Origin of the sequence: Microbispora bryophytorum, assembly GCF_043197435.1 — a bacterium.
Taxonomy (GTDB): Bacteria; Actinomycetota; Actinomycetes; order Streptosporangiales; family Streptosporangiaceae; genus Microbispora; species Microbispora bryophytorum.
In genome coordinates this window covers 149,583-169,356 of sequence record NZ_JBICTF010000004.1, presented here as the reverse complement: position 1 = coordinate 169,356, position 19,774 = coordinate 149,583, and the positions used below count along the sequence as shown (strand labels likewise).

At 71.3% G+C, this 19,774-nt stretch carries 19 protein-coding genes; 11 read left to right on the top strand and 8 right to left on the bottom strand.

Going from position 1 to position 19,774, the window contains the following annotated elements:
- Window positions 1–73: 73 nt before the first annotated feature.
- Together ACGFIB_RS14310 and ACGFIB_RS14305 are read left to right on the top strand one after the other, a co-directional pair.
- The gene (locus ACGFIB_RS14310; protein WP_393371802.1) at window positions 74–697 is read left to right on the top strand and encodes an acyl-CoA-like ligand-binding transcription factor; all 624 of its coding nucleotides are present in this window, start codon (window positions 74–76) and stop codon (window positions 695–697) included.
- A 255-nt stretch (window positions 698–952) separates the two neighbouring features.
- Window positions 953–2,491 (top strand): FAD-dependent monooxygenase, encoded by a 1,539-nt coding sequence (locus ACGFIB_RS14305; RefSeq protein ID WP_393371799.1) that lies wholly within the window; start codon window positions 953–955, stop codon window positions 2,489–2,491.
- 22 nt (window positions 2,492–2,513) lie between these two features.
- On the opposite strand, the gene ACGFIB_RS14300 is transcribed toward ACGFIB_RS14305, so the two are convergent.
- On the bottom strand, window positions 2,514–3,083 hold the full coding sequence (locus ACGFIB_RS14300; protein WP_139580458.1) for an isochorismatase family protein: 570 nt from the start codon (window positions 3,081–3,083) through the stop codon (window positions 2,514–2,516).
- A 108-nt stretch (window positions 3,084–3,191) separates the two neighbouring features.
- Between ACGFIB_RS14300 and ACGFIB_RS14295 the strand changes: the two genes are divergently transcribed.
- Window positions 3,192–3,629 carry a MarR family winged helix-turn-helix transcriptional regulator gene (locus ACGFIB_RS14295; RefSeq protein WP_357029358.1) on the top strand — a complete coding sequence of 146 codons (438 nt, stop codon included), beginning with the start codon at window positions 3,192–3,194 and terminating at the stop codon, window positions 3,627–3,629.
- 36 nt (window positions 3,630–3,665) lie between these two features.
- Here the strand turns inward: ACGFIB_RS14295 and ACGFIB_RS14290 are convergent, their stop codons facing one another.
- The 4 genes from ACGFIB_RS14290 to ACGFIB_RS14275 are packed head-to-tail and all read right to left on the bottom strand — an operon-like array spanning window position 3,666 to window position 9,995.
- Window positions 3,666–4,901, bottom strand: a complete 1,236-nt coding sequence (locus tag ACGFIB_RS14290) for an MFS transporter (protein ID WP_208762411.1) — start codon at window positions 4,899–4,901, stop codon at window positions 3,666–3,668.
- A 24-nt stretch (window positions 4,902–4,925) separates the two neighbouring features.
- Window positions 4,926–5,951, bottom strand: a complete 1,026-nt coding sequence (locus tag ACGFIB_RS14285) for a hypothetical protein (protein WP_393371793.1) — start codon at window positions 5,949–5,951, stop codon at window positions 4,926–4,928.
- Complete coding sequence (locus ACGFIB_RS14280; RefSeq protein ID WP_142574438.1) at window positions 5,948–6,592, bottom strand: hemerythrin domain-containing protein; 645 nt, start codon at window positions 6,590–6,592, stop codon at window positions 5,948–5,950. The genes ACGFIB_RS14285 and ACGFIB_RS14280 overlap by 4 nt, the downstream gene beginning before the upstream one ends.
- A gap of 43 nt (window positions 6,593–6,635) precedes the next feature.
- The gene (locus ACGFIB_RS14275) at window positions 6,636–9,995 is read right to left on the bottom strand and encodes a BTAD domain-containing putative transcriptional regulator (RefSeq protein ID WP_393371790.1); all 3,360 of its coding nucleotides are present in this window, start codon (window positions 9,993–9,995) and stop codon (window positions 6,636–6,638) included.
- 123 nt (window positions 9,996–10,118) lie between these two features.
- On the opposite strand from ACGFIB_RS14275, the gene ACGFIB_RS14270 reads away from it, so the two are divergent.
- Window positions 10,119–10,658, top strand: coding sequence for a GNAT family N-acetyltransferase (locus ACGFIB_RS14270; protein WP_357249607.1), 540 nt, complete (start codon window positions 10,119–10,121; stop codon window positions 10,656–10,658).
- Between the two features lie 105 nt (window positions 10,659–10,763).
- The gene (locus ACGFIB_RS14265; protein ID WP_393371786.1) at window positions 10,764–12,611 is read left to right on the top strand and encodes an FAD-dependent oxidoreductase; all 1,848 of its coding nucleotides are present in this window, start codon (window positions 10,764–10,766) and stop codon (window positions 12,609–12,611) included.
- A gap of 160 nt (window positions 12,612–12,771) precedes the next feature.
- Here the strand turns inward: ACGFIB_RS14265 and ACGFIB_RS14260 are convergent, their stop codons facing one another.
- Window positions 12,772–13,257, bottom strand: a complete 486-nt coding sequence (locus ACGFIB_RS14260) for a MarR family winged helix-turn-helix transcriptional regulator (RefSeq protein WP_393371785.1) — start codon at window positions 13,255–13,257, stop codon at window positions 12,772–12,774.
- 83 nt (window positions 13,258–13,340) lie between these two features.
- On the opposite strand from ACGFIB_RS14260, the gene ACGFIB_RS14255 reads away from it, so the two are divergent.
- The 4 genes from ACGFIB_RS14255 (at window position 13,341) to ACGFIB_RS14240 (ending at window position 16,227) form a co-directional block, all read left to right on the top strand.
- Window positions 13,341–13,985 (top strand): FMN-dependent NADH-azoreductase, encoded by a 645-nt coding sequence (locus ACGFIB_RS14255; RefSeq protein ID WP_357249600.1) that lies wholly within the window; start codon window positions 13,341–13,343, stop codon window positions 13,983–13,985.
- A gap of 175 nt (window positions 13,986–14,160) precedes the next feature.
- Window positions 14,161–14,769: a DUF1707 SHOCT-like domain-containing protein gene (locus ACGFIB_RS14250; protein ID WP_393371782.1), complete on the top strand. Its 609-nt coding sequence runs from the start codon at window positions 14,161–14,163 to the stop codon at window positions 14,767–14,769.
- Between the two features lie 44 nt (window positions 14,770–14,813).
- Entirely contained in the window at window positions 14,814–15,389 is a 576-nt protein-coding gene (locus tag ACGFIB_RS14245) for a TetR/AcrR family transcriptional regulator (protein WP_393371779.1), read from the top strand.
- Window positions 15,390–15,438: 49 nt separating this feature from the next.
- Window positions 15,439–16,227 carry an oxidoreductase gene (locus ACGFIB_RS14240; protein WP_142574431.1) on the top strand — a complete coding sequence of 263 codons (789 nt, stop codon included), beginning with the start codon at window positions 15,439–15,441 and terminating at the stop codon, window positions 16,225–16,227.
- 56 nt (window positions 16,228–16,283) lie between these two features.
- Here the strand turns inward: ACGFIB_RS14240 and ACGFIB_RS14235 are convergent, their stop codons facing one another.
- Window positions 16,284–16,913, bottom strand: coding sequence for a TetR/AcrR family transcriptional regulator (locus ACGFIB_RS14235; protein ID WP_357249590.1), 630 nt, complete (start codon window positions 16,911–16,913; stop codon window positions 16,284–16,286).
- Between the two features lie 165 nt (window positions 16,914–17,078).
- On the opposite strand from ACGFIB_RS14235, the gene ACGFIB_RS14230 reads away from it, so the two are divergent.
- Together ACGFIB_RS14230 and ACGFIB_RS14225 are read left to right on the top strand one after the other, a co-directional pair.
- On the top strand, window positions 17,079–18,119 hold the full coding sequence (locus ACGFIB_RS14230) for an aldo/keto reductase (RefSeq protein ID WP_393371774.1): 1,041 nt from the start codon (window positions 17,079–17,081) through the stop codon (window positions 18,117–18,119).
- A gap of 222 nt (window positions 18,120–18,341) precedes the next feature.
- Window positions 18,342–18,560, top strand: a complete 219-nt coding sequence (locus tag ACGFIB_RS14225; RefSeq protein ID WP_393371771.1) for a hypothetical protein — start codon at window positions 18,342–18,344, stop codon at window positions 18,558–18,560.
- 159 nt (window positions 18,561–18,719) lie between these two features.
- Here ACGFIB_RS14225 and ACGFIB_RS14220 read toward each other — a convergent pair whose 3' ends face one another.
- A complete protein-coding gene (locus ACGFIB_RS14220) occupies window positions 18,720–19,745 on the bottom strand; it encodes a hypothetical protein (protein WP_393371768.1) in 1,026 nt (341 codons plus the stop codon).
- Window positions 19,746–19,774 lie beyond the last annotated feature (29 nt).

Genomic DNA, 19,774 nt, shown 5'->3' with positions numbered 1-19,774 from the left:
ACAAAGTGCGGCTTACGCAAATTTACGTCTCACGCATCTTTGCGTTGTACGCAAGTAGTTGTATGGTGGTCCTGTGAGCAGGGAAGGCGAGCGTCCGGGGCTGCGCGAGCGCAAGAAACAGGAGACGCGCATCGCGTTGAGCTGGGCGGCGATCCGACTCGCCGTGGAGCGCGGACTGGAGAACGTACGCGTGGAGGACATCGCCGCGGAGGCCCGCGTGGCTCCGCGGACCTTCAACAACTACTTCTCCAGCAAGGGCGAGGCGATCGCCGCCAGGCACCTCGACCGCGCCCGCCTGATCGCACAGGAGCTGCGCCGCCGTCCGGCGTCGGAGTCCCTGTGGGAGGCCATCAAGATCGCCGTAATCACCCAGCTCGCGATGGGTGCGGAGTACGACGCCAGGCAGCCGGACCAGCAGTGGCAGACCGGGATCCGGCTCATGATCAGCGAGCCCTCGCTGCAGGGCGAGATGCTCAAGGCCGACGCCATCGCCGAGGACGAGCTGGCGGCGGCCATCGCCGAGCGGACCGGCACCGACGTCGCCCGCGACCTCTACCCGCGCCTGGTGGCGGGCGCGGCCGGGGCCGCGATCAGGGTGGCGATGGACTATTGGTTGCGGAGCGACCCGCCCGTGCCCGTCAAACCACTCATCGAGGACGCGCTCGACCGGCTGTCCGCCGGGCTGCCCGAGCCCTGACAGAAGCCCGGCCCTGACAGAAGGACGCCCCCGCGGGGGCTTTCCCCAACTCGCGATGTGACGTGCCACGCCGGCCCGCCGCGCGGCCTTTCACGCCCTGACTGACGCGGGGCGCCGTAGGCGACCACGCCGTCCCGTCGTTCGCCATGCCGCGAATTCGCCCTGCCTTCCACCCGCCCTGCCTTCCACCCGCCACGCCTTCCCTTCGCCACGCCTTCATTCGCCATGCCCGCCGAATCCCCAAGGAGGACCGCCATGACCGCCGACGTCGTGATCGCCGGAGCCGGACCGAACGGGCTGATGCTCGCCTGCGAGCTGAACCTGGCCGGAGTGCGGCCGATCGTGCTGGAACGCCTGAACGGGCAGACCAAGGAGAACCGGGCCAACGGACTGGTCGGCCAGGTCGTACGCGCACTCGACCGGCGCGGCCTGTACGAACGCCTCAGCGGCGGCGCCGAGCCGCCCCGGCCGAGCCCGGCCTTCGTGTTCGGTGCGATGCCCCTCGACCTGAGCAGGCTCGACGACAACCCGATGTACGGCCTGCCGGTGCCGCAGCACCGGATCGAGCAGGTGCTTGCGGAGCGCGCCCTCGAACTCGGCGTGGAGATCCGCCGGGGACACGAGCTGACCGGCCTCTCCCAGGACGAGGACGGCGTCGACGCGGAGATCGCCGGTCCCGAGGGCTCCTATCGGCTGCGCACCCGCCACTTCGTCGGCGCGGACGGCGGGCGCAGCATCACCCGCAAGCTGTGCGGCATCGGCTTCCCCGGAGTGACCAGGGACGGCTCGGTCTCCCGCGGCGCGCACGTCACCGTGCCCGCCGAGCTGATCGACCCGGTCACCGGCGGGCTGAACGTGCCCGGCTACGGGCCGATCCCCCCGTTCATGCACCACCGCACCGACCACGGGCTGTTCGTGTACGCGCCGTTCCCCACCGGAACGCTCGTGCACGCCACCGAGTGGAACCAGGACGGCGGTGACCAGCCGATGAGCCTGGACGAGCTGAGAGACAGCGTGCGCCGCGTGCTCGGCGTCGACCTGCCGTTCGGCCCGCCCGAGGGCCCCGGCCCGCACCAGTTGCGCCGCGTGAGCGGCGGCAACACCCGCCTGGCCGAGCGCTTCCGCGACGGCCGGGTGCTGCTGCTGGGCGACGCCGCGCACGTGCACAGCGCGATCGGCGGCCCCGGCCTCAACCTGGGCCTCCAGGATGCGATCAACCTGGGCTGGAAGCTGGCCGCGGAGATCCACGGCTGGGCCCCGCCCGGACTGCTCGACACGTACGAGACCGAGCGGCGCCCCGCCGCGGAGCGCGTGGTCATGCACACGCAGGCGCAGTCGGCGCTCATCGCCCCCGGGCCTGAGGTCACGGCGCTGCGCGCGCTGTTCACCGAGCTGCTGCGCGACGAGCGGACCACCAAGCACATCGCGGACATGATGTCCGGGGCGGACATCAGATATGACCTCGAAGGGACCCACCCCCTCGCCGGGCGCCCCGCCCCCGACCTCGTGCTGGAGACAGAGACCGGCTCCGTGCGGCTGGCCGAGCTGACCAGAACCGCCCGGCCGCTGCTCATCGACCTCACGCCGGACGCCGCGCTCGCCGGGGCTCTCGACGGCCGGCGCGACCGCGTGGACCTCGTCACCGCCAAGACGAGCCAGGACGGCGTCCCCACCGCTGTGCTCCTGCGCCCCGACTGCTACGTGGCCTGGGCGTCGGACTCCCTCCGGCCCGACGCGAAGGAGCACGACACCCTGCGTACGGCCCTGGCCTCCGCCTTCGGCGCCGCTCGCTGAAGGGTCAGGCCGCTGAGGCTCTTCAGGCGAAGGCGGCCAGGATCGACTCGGTCGTGTCGATCTGCGCGATCCTCGGCAGGATCACCCCGAGAGCGTTCTCGTGGGCCGAGGCGACCAGGTCGGTGACCGCGTCGGAGGCCACCGCGATCTCGTAGCCCCGCTCCCGGGCGCCGCGCGCGGTGGACTCCACGCCGATGCTGGTGGAGATCCCCGCCAGCACGATCCCCGTGATCTTCCGGCGGCGCAGTTGCAGGTCGAGTTCGGTGCCGTGGAAGGCGTCCCAGCCGCGCTTGGTGATCGCGATGTCGGTCGGCCCGTCCGGCACGCGCTCGTCGTACTCGGCGAAGTCCGGGGCGGGCGCGATCGCGGGCCCGGGCGCGTCCGTCCGGGCCCGCAGCACGTCACCGCCGTCGGGGGAGAACGCCACCCGCACCCGTACGACCGGAAGGCCGCGCTCGCGGGCGGCCCCCGCGAGCCGGGCGGCGTTGGCGACGACCTCGGCCGCCGGATGCGCGGTGGGCAGGGCGGTGATCCCCTTCTGCAGGTCGATCAGGACGACGGCCGTGCGGTCGTCGAGCAGCGTGACGGGCATGTGAGCTCCTTCAGGGATAGTCAGCCGGCCAGAGATAGACAGCTGAACTGTACAGCCATGCTGAATACATTGCCAGCAAGGCTGTACAGTTCGGTTACGCTGAGCCCCATGAGGGACGCGTCCGAGGTCGCCGCCGAGCTGCGGCTCGTGGTCGGGCAACTGGTGAGGCGGGTGCGCGAGGACGACCCGATGCCTCCGGGGATCATCGCGGTGATCGGTCTGCTCGGCCGGCAGGGCCCGATGACCACCAGTGACCTCGCCGCCGCCCGGGGGGTGCGCCCGCAGTCGATGGCGCGCACCGTCGGCCAGCTGATCGACCAGGGGCTCGCCGAACGCGGCACCCATCCCGTCGACGGCCGCAAGGCCCCCGTCTCGCTGACCGCCGCCGGGCTCGACGCCCTGGAACAGGTGCGCACCCGGCGGGCCGACTGGCTCGCCGAGGCGATCGAGGACACGCTGTCCCCCTCCGAGCGGGAGACGCTCGCGAGCGCGGTGGACCTGGTTCGCCGCCTGGTCGACCGGGAGCCGTCCGGGCCGGGCCGCTGAGGGGCGGGGTCAGGCCGGGCCGCGGGACGTGAGCCGTCAGCCGGTGGCGCCGGACAGCTCCGGGTTCTGCTGGCGGATGGGCGTGAAGAACGCGGCGAACGCGATCAGCAGGCAGGCCGCCCCCGCCAGCAGGCAGACCACCTCGACGCCGTGACTCTGCGCGCCCCAGGTCAGCACGGCCGCCCCCGCCGGGCCCAGCGAGAAGTGGATCGTCCAGAAGGCCGAGGTGACCCTGCCCAGCAGGTGGTCGGGGGTGACCTGCTGGCGCAGCGACATCGAGCAGATCCCGGCCACGCTGACGCAGGCGAGGTAGGCGGCGGCCGCCGCCCCGGCCACGGGGACACCGGTGGACACGCCGAGCCCCACGATGGCGAGCCCGGCGACCGCGATCGCCCCGATCCAGGACGCGCCGAACCCCAGCCGGCGGCGTACGGGACCGACGAGGAGCGAGCCGGCGACGGTGCCCAGCGCGGCGGCCGCGAGCACCACCCCCACGGCGCCGTCGGACTGGCCGAGGTCGTGCTTGAGGTGATAGATCAGCACGTCGGTCAGCCCGAGGGTCAGGAAGATGAAGAACGACAGCAGGACGGTCAGGGCACGCAGCACCGGCTGCCGCCACAGGAAACGGGCTCCGGCGAGCAGCTCGTGCCAGGGCCCCCGTGCCTCCTTCGCCGAGGGCGGGGGCGCCGGCTGCCGCCTGAGCCGGATCAGCAGGACGCCCAGCGCGGAGACCCCGAAGCTGGCCGCGTTGATCGCGACGGCGGCCGTGGGCCCGAACCAGCCCGCCACCACCCCGGCCAGCAGCGGCCCGCCGATTCCCGCCGCGGCGGCGGTGGCGTACAGCCGCCCGTTGGCCTCGGTGATCCGGTCCGCGTCGACCAGGCCCCGCACCGCCGTGACGTACGCGACCTGGAAGACCATGCCGATCGCCTCGCTGAGCGGCAGGACCACGTAGAGCAGCCAGATCTTCGGGCCGAAGGCCCAGGCGACCGGGACGACGCCGTACAACGCCATCCTCGCCACGTCACACCAGATCAGCAGGCGCCTGCGGTCGAGCCGGTCGACCAGGACCCCGGCGAAGACCCCCGCCGCGACCGACGCGGCGCTTGCCAGGCCGGTCAGCAGGCCCATCTGCGCGACCGACCCGGTCACGTGCAGCACAAGCAGCGGAACGGCGATGAGGGCGAAGGAGTCACCGGCGACCGACAGCGTCTGGGACGCCCAGAACACGGTGAAATCCCGGTCGCGCCACAGCGGTGATCCCTTCGCCATCCCACCATGCTGCCGCATGGTCGATCAGGTGCGGGGGCGGCGGACGACGGGCACGGGCTGGCCCCGGCGCCCGGCCTCGGCGCGCAGGCGCTTCCTGAGCACCCTGCCCTGGCCGAGGAACGACCGGAACCGCTCGCGGCCGCTCCCGGCGAGGCTCCAGTCGTTCAGGGCCCGCTCGACCCGTACGGCCAGCCGGTCGCCCTCCCCCGTCGCGGTCCCGACGAGCACCACGTTCTCCTGCCACTCCATCTCCGGGCCGTGCCGATGGAAGGTGAGGCACACCGGCCCCGCGACGGCCTCGACGCCCGCGGGCAGCAGCAGGTCGAAGCCCGCCTCGGTGCGTACGGCCGAGCGGGTGCGCACGGCCAGCGGCATGCCGCCGGCGTCGACCATGGTGACGACGGGATCGCCCAGACGGGCCGCGCGGCCGGCGAAGGGCCGCCAGTCCGCCGGCGCGACGGACCGGCTCGGCAGCCGGGGGCCGTTCGGAGCGGGGTCGGAGACGGGCGCGACCGCCTCACCGGGCCGGGTCCACACCTTCGGTGTCCCGGACAGGTCGCCCTCGGGCCACCAGACGATCCGCTCGGGGGTCACCTCCACATAGATGCGGGCGAAGTACCACCCCAGCCGCTTCGTCAGGAACCACGGCATCCCGGCGAACCCGGAGCCCGTCCTGGCCAGGGACTCCCGTACGTACCTGTCGGTGTTGGCCTGCAGATCCGCGTCGCGTACGGCGGCCCGGCCCTGCACGAGGACGACGGGCGGCCGGTCGAGGCCGCTGCCTTCGGCGGAGGAGTACAGCAGCGCGACACGCGGGTCGCGGCGGGCCCGCTCCGCCTTGTCGGGATAGGTGAGGCCGGTGCTCACGTCGAGCGTGCCGCCCGGGCCGGCGTACGGCGTGACCGGCCAGGTGATGGGCCGTCCGTCGCGGGTGAGCGAGGCGTACTCGCAGACGACGGCGCGGTCGAACAGCTCGGCCGCCTCGCGCGGCCAGGCGGCCGGGGTGGCCGGGGTGGCCTGGGCGGTCGCGTTGATCAGGGTGGTCATCATGACTCCAGGGGTGCGGGCAGCGAGACGGAGGCGCCGTACAGCCGGGCGAACCGCCGCTGGTAGGCGGGCCACCAGAACAGGCGGAACATCAGCCGGGCCACGACCGGCAGGTCCGCGAACGCGGCCGTGAGCAGGGCGGGGCCGGCGCTGGAGGCGAGCCAGCCGAAGATGACGGGGATCCTGCGGCGGCCGAAGTCGGCCGTCGCCTTGCGCCTGTCCGCCTCGATGTCGTCGGGTGTGAGGTGCCGGAGCATCAGCGGCACGGCCGTGCGCTCCTCATGGTCGAGGTGCTCGTTGACCAGCTCGTGCAGCCGCCGCAGCGCGGGAGCGCGCTCCGGCAGGGGCACCGCGCGGTCGGCGGCGGCCGCCACGAGCGGGTCGAGCACGGCGTGCTCGGACTCCAGCTCGGCCAGCACGTCCGCCGCCTCCGGGGCGTGGGCGACGAGCGTGGGCCACAGCGTGGCGTCCTCGTGGGTGTGGTGGGCGTGGAGCATCTCGAGCACGAGCGCGAGCTGCTCCTCCAGGAGTTCCTCGTGCTCGCCGTCCCTGGGGCCGCGGCACGCCTCGGCCAGGCGGCCGAACTCCGCCCGGAAGCCGGCGTGCATCAGCAGGAAGCCGGCGAGGTGTTCTTGTGTGATCATCTGCTCCCTCACGTGTGTGGGGAACAGCGTGTGTTTCCTGCCCTTATGAGCACTTGTCGAGGGCTTGTCGGGCCCTTGTCAGCCAGTAGCCGGCGCCCGCCTCCTCAAGGAGGCGCACCGCCTCCCGCAGATGGGCCCGCGCTCCCGCGTGGTCTCCCAGCGCCAGCAGGGCCTCGCCCAGGTGGCCGTCGTACGCCCCGTCGACGGTGGTGCAGGTGCCGTTGACGTGCAGCAGGCCGGCGAAGGGACGGAACGCGTCGTAGACCTCCCGCACGACGTCCAGCTCGCCCAGCCGGATCGCCGCGTGCAGCCGGCACATGGTGGCCATCGCCCAGTGGTAGTCGCGCGGCGGGAGAGGGGTCTCACGCAGCAGCCGCAGCGCGCGCTCACGCTCGCCCAGGTCCGCCAGCGCGTACGCCAGGACGTAGGCGAGCCCCGCCAGGCCCGTACGCCGGAACATCTCCTCGAGCTGTTCCACCTCCGCGCTGAGACGGTTCTCCTGGAGGAGCGTCTCGGCCCGTACGGCGAGCATGCCCACCTCGAAGTACGCGAGGTCGGAGAAGGACGACGTCGCCCCGGCCCGCTCGACGTGGCGGGTCGGCTCCGGCACGCCCTGGAACAGGTCGAGCCCCACGTGCGCGATCGCCGCCTGCAGCGCCAGCGTCGGGTTGTGCAGGTCGCGCAGCAGGGCGTCGGTCTCGGTCAGCAACTCGCGCGCCTCCGCCACCCGGCCGTACTCGACGAGATGAGCGACGAGGTGGAGCTGCGCGACCGCGGTGAGCTGGGACGACAGGTCCGGCTGCGCCAGCAGGCGCTGCGCGGTCTCGGCCAGTTGGTCGATGAAGTCCTGCCCCTGCATGGCGAGCAGCCGCAGATGGAGCACGCGCCGCAGCAGCGCGGGGTCGCCCAGCCGCTCGGCCGCCGCCACGGCCTGCGACGAGACCCGCTCGACCTGGTCCTCACCGCCGGTCTGGGCCAGCACGACGGCCCGCACGGCCTGCGCGGACGCCCAGGCGGGGGCGTCTCGCGCCAGCTCGCGCACGGCGCGGTCCATCGACTGCCGCAGGACGCGCACGTCGAGGCTGTGCCGGAAGGGGACCCAGATGCCATGCCCCATCGCGATGTCGGCGGCCCTGACGGCCCGCTCCAGATCGTCTCCGGCGAGGGCCAGCGCCTGTTCGATCGCCTCATAACCCTCGTCGTACCGCCCGGCGGCGTAGCGGCTGTCCGCCAGGCCGACCGCGAGCTCGAACCGCTCGGCCGCCTCCGCCCCGGCGAGCTCGGCCGCCGCCAGCGCCTCCTGCCATGAGGTGGCCGCGTCGTCGAGCGCGTGCCTGCGCATGGCCGCCCGCGCGGCCCGGGCGGCGTAGTCCATCGCCATGCGGGCCGGCTCAGGGCCCAGCTCGGCCGCCGCCAGCCAGTGCCGCGCGATGGCCGCCGCCTGGTCGTCCCGGTCTCCGTACTCATGGGTGAGCACGCCGGCCAGCCGCGCGTGCACGCCCGCCCGCCACAGCCGGGAGCGGCGCGACAGCAACGCGTCGGTCACCAGGGCGTGCGCGAACGCGTACCCGCCCAGCCTGGCGCCCGACTCGCGGATCAGACCGGCCGCCAGCGCCGCCTCCAGCGACGGCACCAGGTCACCCAGGTCGCGCCCGGAGACCTCGGCCACGACCCGCGCCTCGAACTCGTCGCCCGCGACCGCGGCCAGCTCCAGCAGGGCGGCCGTCTCCTCCCCCAGCCCGGCCACCCGGTGCAGCACGACGTCGAGCACGCCCTGCGGCAGCTCCTCACCCGCCCGGGCCAGCTCGGCGAGGAAGAACGGGTTTCCCCCGGTGCGGCCGCGCAGCTCCTCGGCCTTCCGGCTGCCGGGGTCGCGGCCGGACAGCTCCCGCACCAGCGCGCGCACCTCCTCGACCGCGAGCCCGTCGAGCCCCAGCCGGCGCGCGCCGAGCCGGGACAGCGCCGACAGGGTGGCGGTCAGCGCCGACGCCTCGTGCCGCCGGAAGCTGGCCACCACCAGCAGGCCCGGCCGCGCGGTGGACGCGACGTGGACCAGCAGGCGCAGCGTCGCGTCGTCGGCCGCGTGGACGTCCTCCAGCACGACGGCCACCGGGCCGAGATCGGCCAGGAACGTCCCCACCGCCTCGAAGAACCGCAGCCGCGCCCCCTGCGCGTCGTACGCCGGGATCGCCGCCGCGCCGCCCGACAGGAACGTGCGGACCTCCTCGGGCAGGGCGGCGCCGGGCGCCGCGTCCGCGAGGTCGCGCAGCACCTGCTCCCACGGCCACAGGGCGGGCGCCGTCTCGTGGTCGGGGCTCGACCCCCATCCCACCGGGACGCCGGCCGTCGCGCGGAACCTCCTGAGCAGGCGGGTCTTGCCGACCCCCGGCTCGCCGTCCACGAGCACGACCTGCCGGGCCGTGGACGCCGCCGTCACGGCGCCGGCCAGGAACTCCAGCGCGCTCTCGCGTCCCACGAACGGCCCGTCGTCCGCGCGTCGCCCCGGATCGCGTCGCCCCGGATCGTGTCGCCCCGGATCGCGTCGCCCCGGATCGTGTCGCCCCGGATCGTGTCGTCCGGAGTCGGACCGTCCTGGCGGCGGCGCGGCGGGTCTCGCCGCCGCGGTCAGCGAGGTCAGCGAGGTCAGCGCGGCGTCCTGGCGCAGCACGGCGGTCTCCAGCTCGCGCAGCCGGGGCCCCGGATCGATGCCCAGCTCGCCCGCCAGCACCTCGCGCACCCTGCGCAGGCACGCCAGCGCCGCCGCCTGGCGGCCCGACCGATAGTGCGCCAGCGCGAGCAGCTCCCAAGCCCGCTCCCGCAGCGGGTGGTCGTGCACGAACGGTTCGAGCCGCGCGACCACGTCCGTGTGGCGCCCCAGCCCCAGCAGCGCCTCCGCCAGCCCTTCGACCGCGTCGAGGCGGAGCTGCTCCAGGCGGGCGATCTCCGGCCGCGCCCACTCCTCGGACCGCGCGTCCGCGTACGCGTCGCCCCGCCACAGGGCGAGCGCCTCGGTGAGCACGGCCGCCGCCTGCTCGTGCCGTCCCTCGCCGAGGTGTCCCGACCCCGTGGACACGAGCACGTCGAAGTCCCGCGTGTCGAGGCGGATCCCGCCGGTCATCAGGCCGTATCCGTCCGCCGCGCTGACCAGGACCGTGGCCGGCGCCCCGGCCTTCCTGCCGGGCTCCAGGCGACGGCGCAGATTCGAGACGTACACCTGAAGGCTGCCCTGCGCGCTCGCGGGCGGGCTGCCGCCCCAGAGCCGGTCGGTCAGCACGTCCGCGGGGAGCACTCGATCGGCGTTCATCACGAGGAGGGCCAGGAGCGCCCGCTGCTTGGGCGGCCCGGCCGGCACGGCCTGCCCGGCCACGACGAGTTCCATGGGACCGAGGACGTTCAGCCGCACGGGCCAATGCTAGGGAGACGGCGTGAACCGGTCCAGCCGTCACTTTCCCGGCCTGCCGCACGGCGCCGGCGGGGTTACGATCGCCCGGCAGTCCGGACGGTACAGAAGCGGAGGAACGGCCACATGGCGGACGAAGAGACCACGATCCGGCTCATCCGGGTGGACGACGCCGGGGTGATCGCGGCGCACCGCGCCCGCGACAGACGGGCGTACGCCGCCCGGGAACCGGCCCAGCCGGACGAGTTCTACACGGAGGCCGGGCAGCGCCGGCGCATCGAGAAACTGCTCGGTGAGCACGACCGGGGCGAGCGCTGGCCGGCGGTCATCCTCGCGGACGGCGAGGTCGTCGGTCAGGTGACCGTGAGCACGATCCTGCGCGCCCCCTTCCGGAAGGGCTTCCTGGGCTACTGGGTCGCCTCGGCCTCCAGCGGCCGGGGGCACGCGACCCGGGCGGTGAGCCGGATACTCACCGTGATGACCGAGGAGCTCGGGCTGCACCGCGCGGAGGCGCACACCCGGATGGACAACCTGGCCTCGCAGCGGGTGCTGCGCGCCAACGGCTTCCAGCCCTGGGGGGTCGCCCACGCCCACATCTTCCTCGACGGCGCATGGCATGACGAGGTGTTCTGGGAGCGGACACTGGACGACGCCCCCTCGTCTTGACCATTGCCTGGGGCACCAGTTGCCCGCCCCCGGCGCGTCGCGTGCGGTCGCGTGACCATGACCCCGACACTCACTCTCCGTAGTCGACTCGCGGAGGAGGAGTTCGTGGTCTCAATCGACCGTCGGGGATTCGCCAGGCTGGCCGGGCTGGGCGCGGTGGGATCGGTCATGAGTCCGTCCCTGGGCACGCCCCCCGCCTCGGCGGCGCGCGCGCCGTACGCGGGACAGCGCTGGCAGACCTGTCTTCAGGTGGCGCGCGACCATCTGCTCGTCGACAAGGACGGCAACGACCTCAAGCACCGTTACCTGCGGGTGCTCATCGACAACGGCCTGCCGAAGACCCGCACGCCCAAGAAGGTCCTGATCGTCGGGGCCGGGATCTCCGGCCTGGTGGCCGCGACGCTGCTGAAGCGGGCCGGGCACCACGTCACCGTCATCGAGGCCAACGGCAACCGGATCGGCGGCCGGATCAAGACCTTCCAGACGGGCTTCCAGGACAGGCGGCAGTACGCCGAGGCGGGGGCCATGCGCATCCCGGACTTCCACCCGCTGACGCTGGCGCTCATCGACAAGCTGGGTATCACCCGCCGGCCCTTCTACAACGTCGACGTGCCGCCCGGCGCCGTCCCCCGCGGGCCGGTGCCGCCGGTCGTCTACACCTCCTACACCGGACAGGAGTGGCGGTCCGGCCCGTCCAAGAGCGCCTTCACGGCGCCCCCGCGCGCGAACCACACGTTCCTCCACGTCAACGGCATCACCCAGCGGCGCGACGAGTACGCGAAGGATCCACGCAGGATCAACGCGTCGTTCGGCCTCAAGGACGACCGGACCGCGGCCGAGATCCTCGACACCGCCCTGGACCCGGCGAGGGACTACTTCTCCGTACGCAGGGGCGGCAAGCGGATCGACAAACCGCTGCCCGAGCAGATCGAGGGCTGGGCCCGCCTGCTGTACGACTTCGACGGCTACTCGATGTACGCCTACCTCAACGAGCACGCGAAGCTCGGCGACGAGGCGATCGACGCCATCGGCACGCTGGAGAACCTCACCTCCCGGCTGCCGCTGTCGTTCATGCACACGTTCCTCACCCGCAGCCTCGTCAACCCGGCCGTGACCTACTGGGAGATGGCCGGCGGCAGCAGGGAGCTGCCGTACGCGCTGGAGCCGGGCCTGCGCGACGAGATCCGCATGGACCGCAGGGCCGTACGGATCGAGACGTCCGGACACCGCGTGCGCATCTCGACGGTCAGCGAGGTGGGCAGCACCGAGTCGGAGTTCACCCGGCAGACGCGGCGGGAGACCTTCGAGGGAGACGTGGCGATCATCACGGTCCCGTTCTCCGCGTTGCGCCACGTCGAGATCGCGCCGGCCCTGTCCTATCGCAAGCGCCGCTCGATCATGGAACTGCACTACGACTCCGCCACCAAGGTGCTGCTGGAGTTCCGCAGGCGCTGGTGGGAGTTCACCGAGCAGGACTGGAAGCGCGAGCTCGGCGGCCGCTACCGCCCCGGGCCGGTGACGCACACGATGGGCGGCGGGTCGGTCTGCGACAACGCCAACCGGTTCATCTACTTCCCCTCGCACCCGGTGCCGGGCAGCGAGGGCGGCGTCGTGCTGGCCAGCTACTCGTGGGCCGACGACGCGACCCGCTGGGACTCGATGGACGACGAGGAGCGGTACGGCTACGCGCTGCGCGGGCTCCAGGAGGTGCACGGGGACCGCATCGCGGAGTTCTACACCGGCCGCGGCCAGACCCAGAGCTGGATGCGCAACCGCTACGCCTTCGGCGAGGCGGCGGTCTTCACACCGGGCCAGATGACCGAGATCCACCCCTCCATCGCCGTCGCCGAGGGCCCGCTGCACTTCGCCGGCGAGCACACCTCGCTCAAGCACTCCTGGATCGAGGGCGCGCTGGAGTCGGCCGTACGCGTGGCCCTGGAGATCAACGGCTGACCCGTACTCCCGCGGGGCCCTTCGTGCCCGGGGCCCCGCGGGTTCACACGAACAGGCCGGGGGTCGGCCCGGTCACGATCGACATTCATACCCGGCCGACGCCCGGCCGGCCGGGGTGATCACGGCGAGGAATGCGGGCAGGCCGGCGGCCCCACCACTGTCAGCAGAGTGGGGCTTCGCCGCAGGCGGCCACCTCGGCGCATGCCTCCGCACTGCCGGTGGCGACCTGCCGGAGCAGGCCGTAGAGACTCTCGCGCTGGTCGTAGTCGAGCGCGCCGAGCACCTCGTCCTCGACCGCCGCCAGCGCGAACTCGGCCTTCGCGAGTAGCTTCGCGCCGGCCTCGGTGAGTTCGACGAGATGCCTGCGGCGATCCTCCGGCGACCGGCGCCGTTCGATCAGTTTCTCGGCTTCCAGGTCGTTGAGCAGCCCGACGACGTTCGTCCCGTCCATCTCCAGCGTGCTCGCGAGCGCCTGCTGGGTGCTGCCGCCGCGTTCCCGCAGCACCGTGAGGGCGACGAGGTGGCGGGGACGCAGACCGAGCGGCGCGAGCACCGACTCGGAACGAAGGCGCAGACGGCGCGCGAGGTGTTCGAGCAGCGCGCCGCACCGGTGCACCGGCTGGTTGACGACGGGCAGTGACGTCATGGCCCAACTCTAGCCGACTTGACCTGCGATGCGTGGAAGACTAATGATTGATGCAGCATCAACCATCTGTGAAAGGTCATCAGATGTCTCATTTGCTGCACATCGACGCGAGCATCCAGGGCGAGCGTTCCGTCAGCCGCAAGCTCACCGCGCGGGCCGTCGCCGCCTGGCGCGCCGCGCATCCCGCTGGCACCGTCACCTACCGCGACCTGGGCAGGACCCCGCTCCCGCACTTCGACCAGGAGGGCGGCCTGGCCCGGATAGTCCCGCGAGAGCAGCACACCCCCGCCCAGGAGGCCTCGTGGAGGTTGACGGAACAGTTGGTCGGCGAGGTGAGGCAGGCCGACACGATCGTTCTCGGGCTCCCGCTCTACAACTACGGCGCACCCAGCACCGTCAAGTCCTGGGTCGACCACCTCATCGCCCCCGGGCTGTCGTACGACCCCGCGACGGGCGAGGGCCTGCTGGGAGGGCGTGACTTCCTCGTCCTCGCGAGTCGCGGCGGCGGCTACGGCGCGGGGACCCCACGCGAGGGATGGGACCACGCGGAGCCGTGGCTGCCGCACGGCCTGTCCATGACGGGCCTGCAGCCCCGCTTCATCACGGCCGAGCTCACCCTCTCCTACGTCACACCGGCGATGGCCGAGCTGATTCCGCTGGCCGACAAGAGCCTCGCGACGGCGCAGCAGGAGATCGACGGTCTCTGGACTCCCGCCGCCGTCGCGTAAGGGGAGCCGACGGGGGCGGGCATCCGGCCGGCGAAGGCCCCTTCCCGGCGAGGGAAGGGGCCTTCGCCGTAGAGATCACCCTCGACGGCACCCGGCTCTTCGTCGACCGGCTACAAGAACATTTCGAAGCGCGACGAACTCCCTGCCGGGTCGATTGAGAACTATCGTGACCAGCATGGAAAATCCCCCTCAGCGCCGGGACTCCCCCACGTCGCATCTACGCGCCTCGGACAGCAACAGGGACCAGGCCGCCGCCCTGCTCGGGGAAGCCCTGAGCACGGGCCAGCTGAGCCACGACGAGTACTCCGAGCGGCTGGACAGCCTCTATCAGGCCAAGACCGTGGGAGAGCTCGACGTCCTCACCCAGGACCTCCAGGTCGAGCAGCACCGTCCGGCCGCGAGCCCGGCCTACTACACGCCGCAGAGCGAGAGCACCGAGACCGACACCATCGTCGCCATCTTCGGCGGGGCCGAGCGCAAGGGCCGCTGGCGCGTGCGGCGCAACACCAGGGCGCTGGCCGTCTTCGGCGGCATGCGGTTCGACCTGACCGAAGCCCTGTTCGAGGCGAAAGAGGTCGAGATCACGATCAACGCCATCTTCGGCGGGGCCGAGATCATCCTGCCGGAGGGAGTCGAGGTGCGCTGCCAGGGCGCCGGCATCTTCGGCGGCTACGACGTGCACAACAGCCCGAACGTCGACCCGTCGGCGCCGGTGGTCGTGATCAAAGGCATGGCGCTGTTCGGCGGAGTCAGCGGCAGGTTCCGGCGCCGCGGCAATCCTTGAGCACGGTTGTTGACTGATCGGTTCCTTATCGGTACGGTCGTGGCATGGGCAGGCCGAGGACGTTCGACATCGACGCGGCGGTCGACCGCGCGATGGAGTTGTTCTGGCGTCAGGGGTTCGAGGGGACCTCGACGGAGGATCTCGTCGAGGGCCTCGGGATCGCCCGGGGCAGCCTGTACAAGGCGTTCGGATCCAAGGAGCAGCTCTACGCGATGGCGCTTGGCCGTTACTGCGAGCGCCACGCGACCGGGCTGATCGAGATGCTGGACCGGGCGGAGCAGGTGCGTCCGGCCATCCGGGCGGCGCTGTTGGAGCTGGCGGAGGCCGACCTGGCCGATCCGGAGCTGGGGTGCCTGCTGGTCAATGCGGCCACGGAGCGCTCGGCACACCAGGACACGGTGCAGCAGGTCTCCCGCACCATGGGCCGGATCGAGTCGGCGCTGGCCGGGGCGTTGGAGCGGGCCCAGGCCCGCGGGGACATCGCGGCGGACAAGAAACCGCGGGAGCTGGCCCAGTTCCTGACCACGTTCCTGCAGGGCCTGCGGGTCATGGGCAAGGCCCGCGCGGATCGCGCGTTCCTCAACAACGCCGTGGAGGTCGCCCTGGGCGCGCTCGACTGACTTTTTGTTACCCGAATTAGGAACCGATCAGTCAACAAAGGGAAATCTCATGAACCTCGAACTGCAGGGCAAGGTCGCCGTCGTCACCGGCGGGAGCAAAGGCATCGGTCTGGCCGTCGCGGCGGCGTTGCTCGACGAGGGTGCGCACGTGGTGACGAGCAGCCGCACGAGCACCCCCGAGCTCGACGCCCTGGCCGCGCGTGGCGCCACCGTGGTGCTGGCCGACATCACCGAGGCGGGCACCCCGCAGCGGCTCGTCGATGCCGCGCTGTCGGCGTACGGGCGCCTGGATGTGCTGGTCAACAACGTCGGCGCCGGCAGCGCCCGGTCGAGCTTCCTCGATGTGGACGACGCCGAGTGGGCGCGGATATTCGACGTGACCTTCTTCAGCGTCGTGCGCACCAGCAGGGCGGCCCTGCCCGCTCTGCTGGAAAACGGCGGGACGATCGTCAACATCAGCAGCATCAACGCCCGGCTGCCGTTCCCGACAGTGGTCGACTACTCCGCGGCGAAGGCCGCGGTGACCAACCTGACCAAGGCGCTGTCGGAGGAGTTCGCACCACGCGGCGTGCGGGTCAACGCCGTCTCACCCGGGCCGGTGCGGACCCCGTTCTGGACCGGACAGGACGGCATGGCGCACAGCGTGGCCGCCGGCGCCGGAGTCACCGCCCAGCAGGCGCTCGACGAGGTCGTGCCACAGAGCATGGGGATCAGCACCGGCCGGGTCACCGAGGCCCGCGAGGTCGCCGACCTGGTGCTATTCCTCGCCTCCGCCCGCTCCGCCAACACCACCGGCGCCGAGTTCATCCTCGACGGCGGCCAGATCAAGACCATCTGACCGCCGCCGCCCCGCATCCATGACGCGGGCTTCCGCAAACAGGACGCATTAGGCGCCTACCTGCTGTGGTCCGCCGGGCGGCGGTAGACGCCGTACCACCAGGTCAGTGCCAGCTCGCGGGCGAACGCGGCGTCGCTGCCGGAATCCTCGGCGGTGACGTGGGCGACGAGGGCCCGTTCGCCGCCCATGACGATCACCCGGGTAGCGCTCACCGGGTCCAGGTCGGCGGGAGCGCGGCCCGCCTCCTGCTCAGCGCGGAGCAACGCGATCGTCCAGTCCGTGAACTGGTCGAGCTCCGCACTCCAGAAGTCACGCACGGTCGCGTCGTAGGTGGCGACCTCGGCGAGCGCCCGCCGCACGGCGGCGTGTTCCCGGTAGACCTTCACCACGTGCAGGAAGGCGTCCGCGAGACCTTCGACGCCGTCCGATGGGGCCCATGCCGAGGCGAAGTCGAAGGATGAGGCCGTGAACGCGGCGGCCAGGCGCACGAGCAGGTCGACCTTGTCGCGGAAGTGGCTGTAGAAGGTCGAGCGGGCGACTCCGGCCTCCGTGCAGATCTGTTGCACGCCGAGCTCGGTGAAGTTCGCGCCGTTGATCAGCAGACGCTGCGTCGCGGCCAGGATGTCCGCCTCGGCCGAGGTGGGGCGGCCGACATTCGCGGTGCGTCGCCGGGTGATCGAAGGCATGTCCAGGATCCTAGAGTCGTCGCCTTGCGGTCAACGTCACACTACACCTCGTCCGGACACGGTGTAGCGTAATTTTCGGACACGATGTCCGGACTCGGCGACCGGTGAGCGCGAAACGCCTGGTCGCCGGCCGGTAGACCGCACGTACGGCACGAAGGAGTAGCTGTGAAATATCGTCTGCTGGGACACACCGGGGTCTGGGTCTCCGAGATCTCCCTGGGCACGATGACGTTCGGGGGCAAGGAGCACCCGGTTTACCGCACCATCGGAGCACTCGGACAACAGGAAGTGGATCGGGTCGTCGGCACGGCACTCGACGCCGGGATCAACTTCTTCGACACCGCCGACGTCTACGCCGACGGCGAGAGCGAGGAGTTGCTCGGCCGGGCGATCGGGCGGCGCCGGCGGGACGTGGTGCTCGCCACCAAGCTGCTCGCTCCGGTCGGGCCCGGGCCCAACGACCAGGGGCTCTCCCGTCTTCACGTGATGCGGGCCCTGGACGACAGCCTGCGTCGGCTGAAGACCGATTACATCGATCTCTATCAGCTCCACAACTACGACCACGTGACGCCGATCGAGGAGACGCTGAGCGCGCTCGACGACGCCGTACGGCAGGGCAAGATCCGCTACATCGGCTGTTCCAACTTTGCCGCCTGGCAGATCAGCAAGGCGCTGGGCGTCTCCGCGCTGCACAACCAGGCGAAGTTCGCCGCCAATCAGACGCTCTACTCGCTGGTGTCGCGCGACGCCGAGCGTGACCTGGTGCCCTTGGCCGAGGACGCCGGGCTGAGCCTGACGGTGTGGCAGCCGCTTGCCGGCGGATTCCTCACGGGCAAGTTCGACCGCGGCGGGGCGACCACCGAACACGACTCCCGTCGAGCCCGGAACGGCTTCGACTTCGTGCCCTTCGACGAGGAGAAGGGCTTCAGGGTGCTCGACGTACTGCGGACCGTCGCCGCGCGACACGAGGTGAGCCCCGCTCAGGTCGCCATCGCCTGGCTGCTCGCCCAGCGCGCCGTCACCAGTGTCATCGTCGGCGCTCGCAAGGTGGAACAGCTCACGGACAACATCGCCGCCGGCGACCTGGCTCTCACCGAGCAGGATCTCGCCGAGCTCGACGAGGTCAGCCGGCCGCCGATCGCCTACCCGAACTGGATTCAGGAGCAGTTCGCTCCGGCACGGATCCCGGCCGGCAACCTGGCCTGATCAGGACGTCCGGCATCCGGCGTAGCCGATCAGTTCTCCCCCATCCGAAACCGGATGTGAGCGTGAAAGATCCGCAGGGGAAAGTTTCAGCGTCTGCCCGGTATAGCCGCAGGTCGCCCCCGTCGGGGAACGACGGCGGGTAACGTGATCTGTACTCATATTGTCCGCGCTGCAATGCTCCGCAGTGGAAGTTCGGCACGACCTACACTGCGAGGAGAGTCAGTGGGGAAAATCAGAGCTTTAGCCGTCGCCGGCGCCTTGGTCGGTGGGCTGGCAGTCATCGCGAACGCCGCCCCCGCGCAGGCCGACACGCTTCGTAACGTCTACTACTCCTCGTCCGACTGCTATCGGTACGGGGACTACGGCGTCCAGAACCACCTGTGGACCTGGTATCACTGTGATTACCAGTACAACATGTGGTTCCTTTACAGCGTCCCGTAATAATTCCCCCCACGGCCTTCACTGGTCGCCGGACGGAACGGATTCCACCCGGCGACCAGCTGGTGAAGCTCGCGTCGTTCATGGCGGTCATCACTCAGCTAGTCACTCAGGGCGCACTCCGGGTGGCTCTGGAACCTGCTCAAGATCGCGTCCGCTGTCTCAGTGCCCTCGGTAATACTCGGCAAGGGCGGTGAACGCGGCCTTAGGTTCCCATGGCATGTCGGGGTAGGTGTCTCCGCGACGGTTTTCGAGGACTTTGACGATGCCGTAGCTGGCCAGGTCCAGGTCCTCGCGGGGGTCGCCGTCGGGGCGGTGAGGGTGGTCGTAGAGCGCGAAAGTGAACACGAAGGTGCTGTCGATGCCTCCGAATTCGAAGGCCTCCAGCAGCTCGCGCAGATACGCGGCCTGGCCGGCCTCGTCGCGGGCGTACTCACCCTGCAACCGAACAGGTGCACGGGTGTCCTTGTCGTACTCGACGATCTCCAGACCGAGAGCACCCCTATCGCCGGCACCCCGGTAGCCGGCCGCGCCGAACTCGGTGATCGCGACCGGCTTTCCCTGGGCGACGAGGTTATGGACGCCTTCGGCGAAGCGGTCGGCGATCTCGGCCGACCGGTACAGATCCACGGACATGATGTCGAACGGCGTCCAGTCGACGCGCTCAAGCGGTACGGAGGCGTAGGTCACCTTGCCGCCGAAGTGCTCACGGATCAGTGCCACGGCCCTGCCGAGGAAGTCGTTGACGCGAGCGCTGATCTCGCCGATCTGCTCGCGCACGCGATGTGGCTGCCTCAGCAACTCGACTCGCTCGTCGGTGCTGTCGCCGGGCAGGAATCCCTTGTTCATCAGGCTGAGCTCGGCGCCGGCGACGAACACGACCTCGGCTCCCCGCTGCCTGATCCGCTCCGCGCGCGCGGCGCAGTCGGCGAACAGCGACAGCATCTCATCGGTGGTCAGTTCCAGAGGGTAGGGAGAGAACCAGACCTCAAGGCCGAGGTCGGCGGCGTGCGCCGCCGCGAGCTCCATCCGTTCCGGATCGCCACCCATGACGCGGACCGCAGTGCAGTGCAGGTCATCACGGATGATGCGCAGCTCGCGCTTGACTACCTCCGAGTCGAAGAGTTTGTGGCCGATCGCTCCGTTGTAGACGAAGCCGGTGTCGTAACTGATGCCTTTGGCTCGCATGCCGCGCCTTCTTCGCTTCCAGCAGGAAT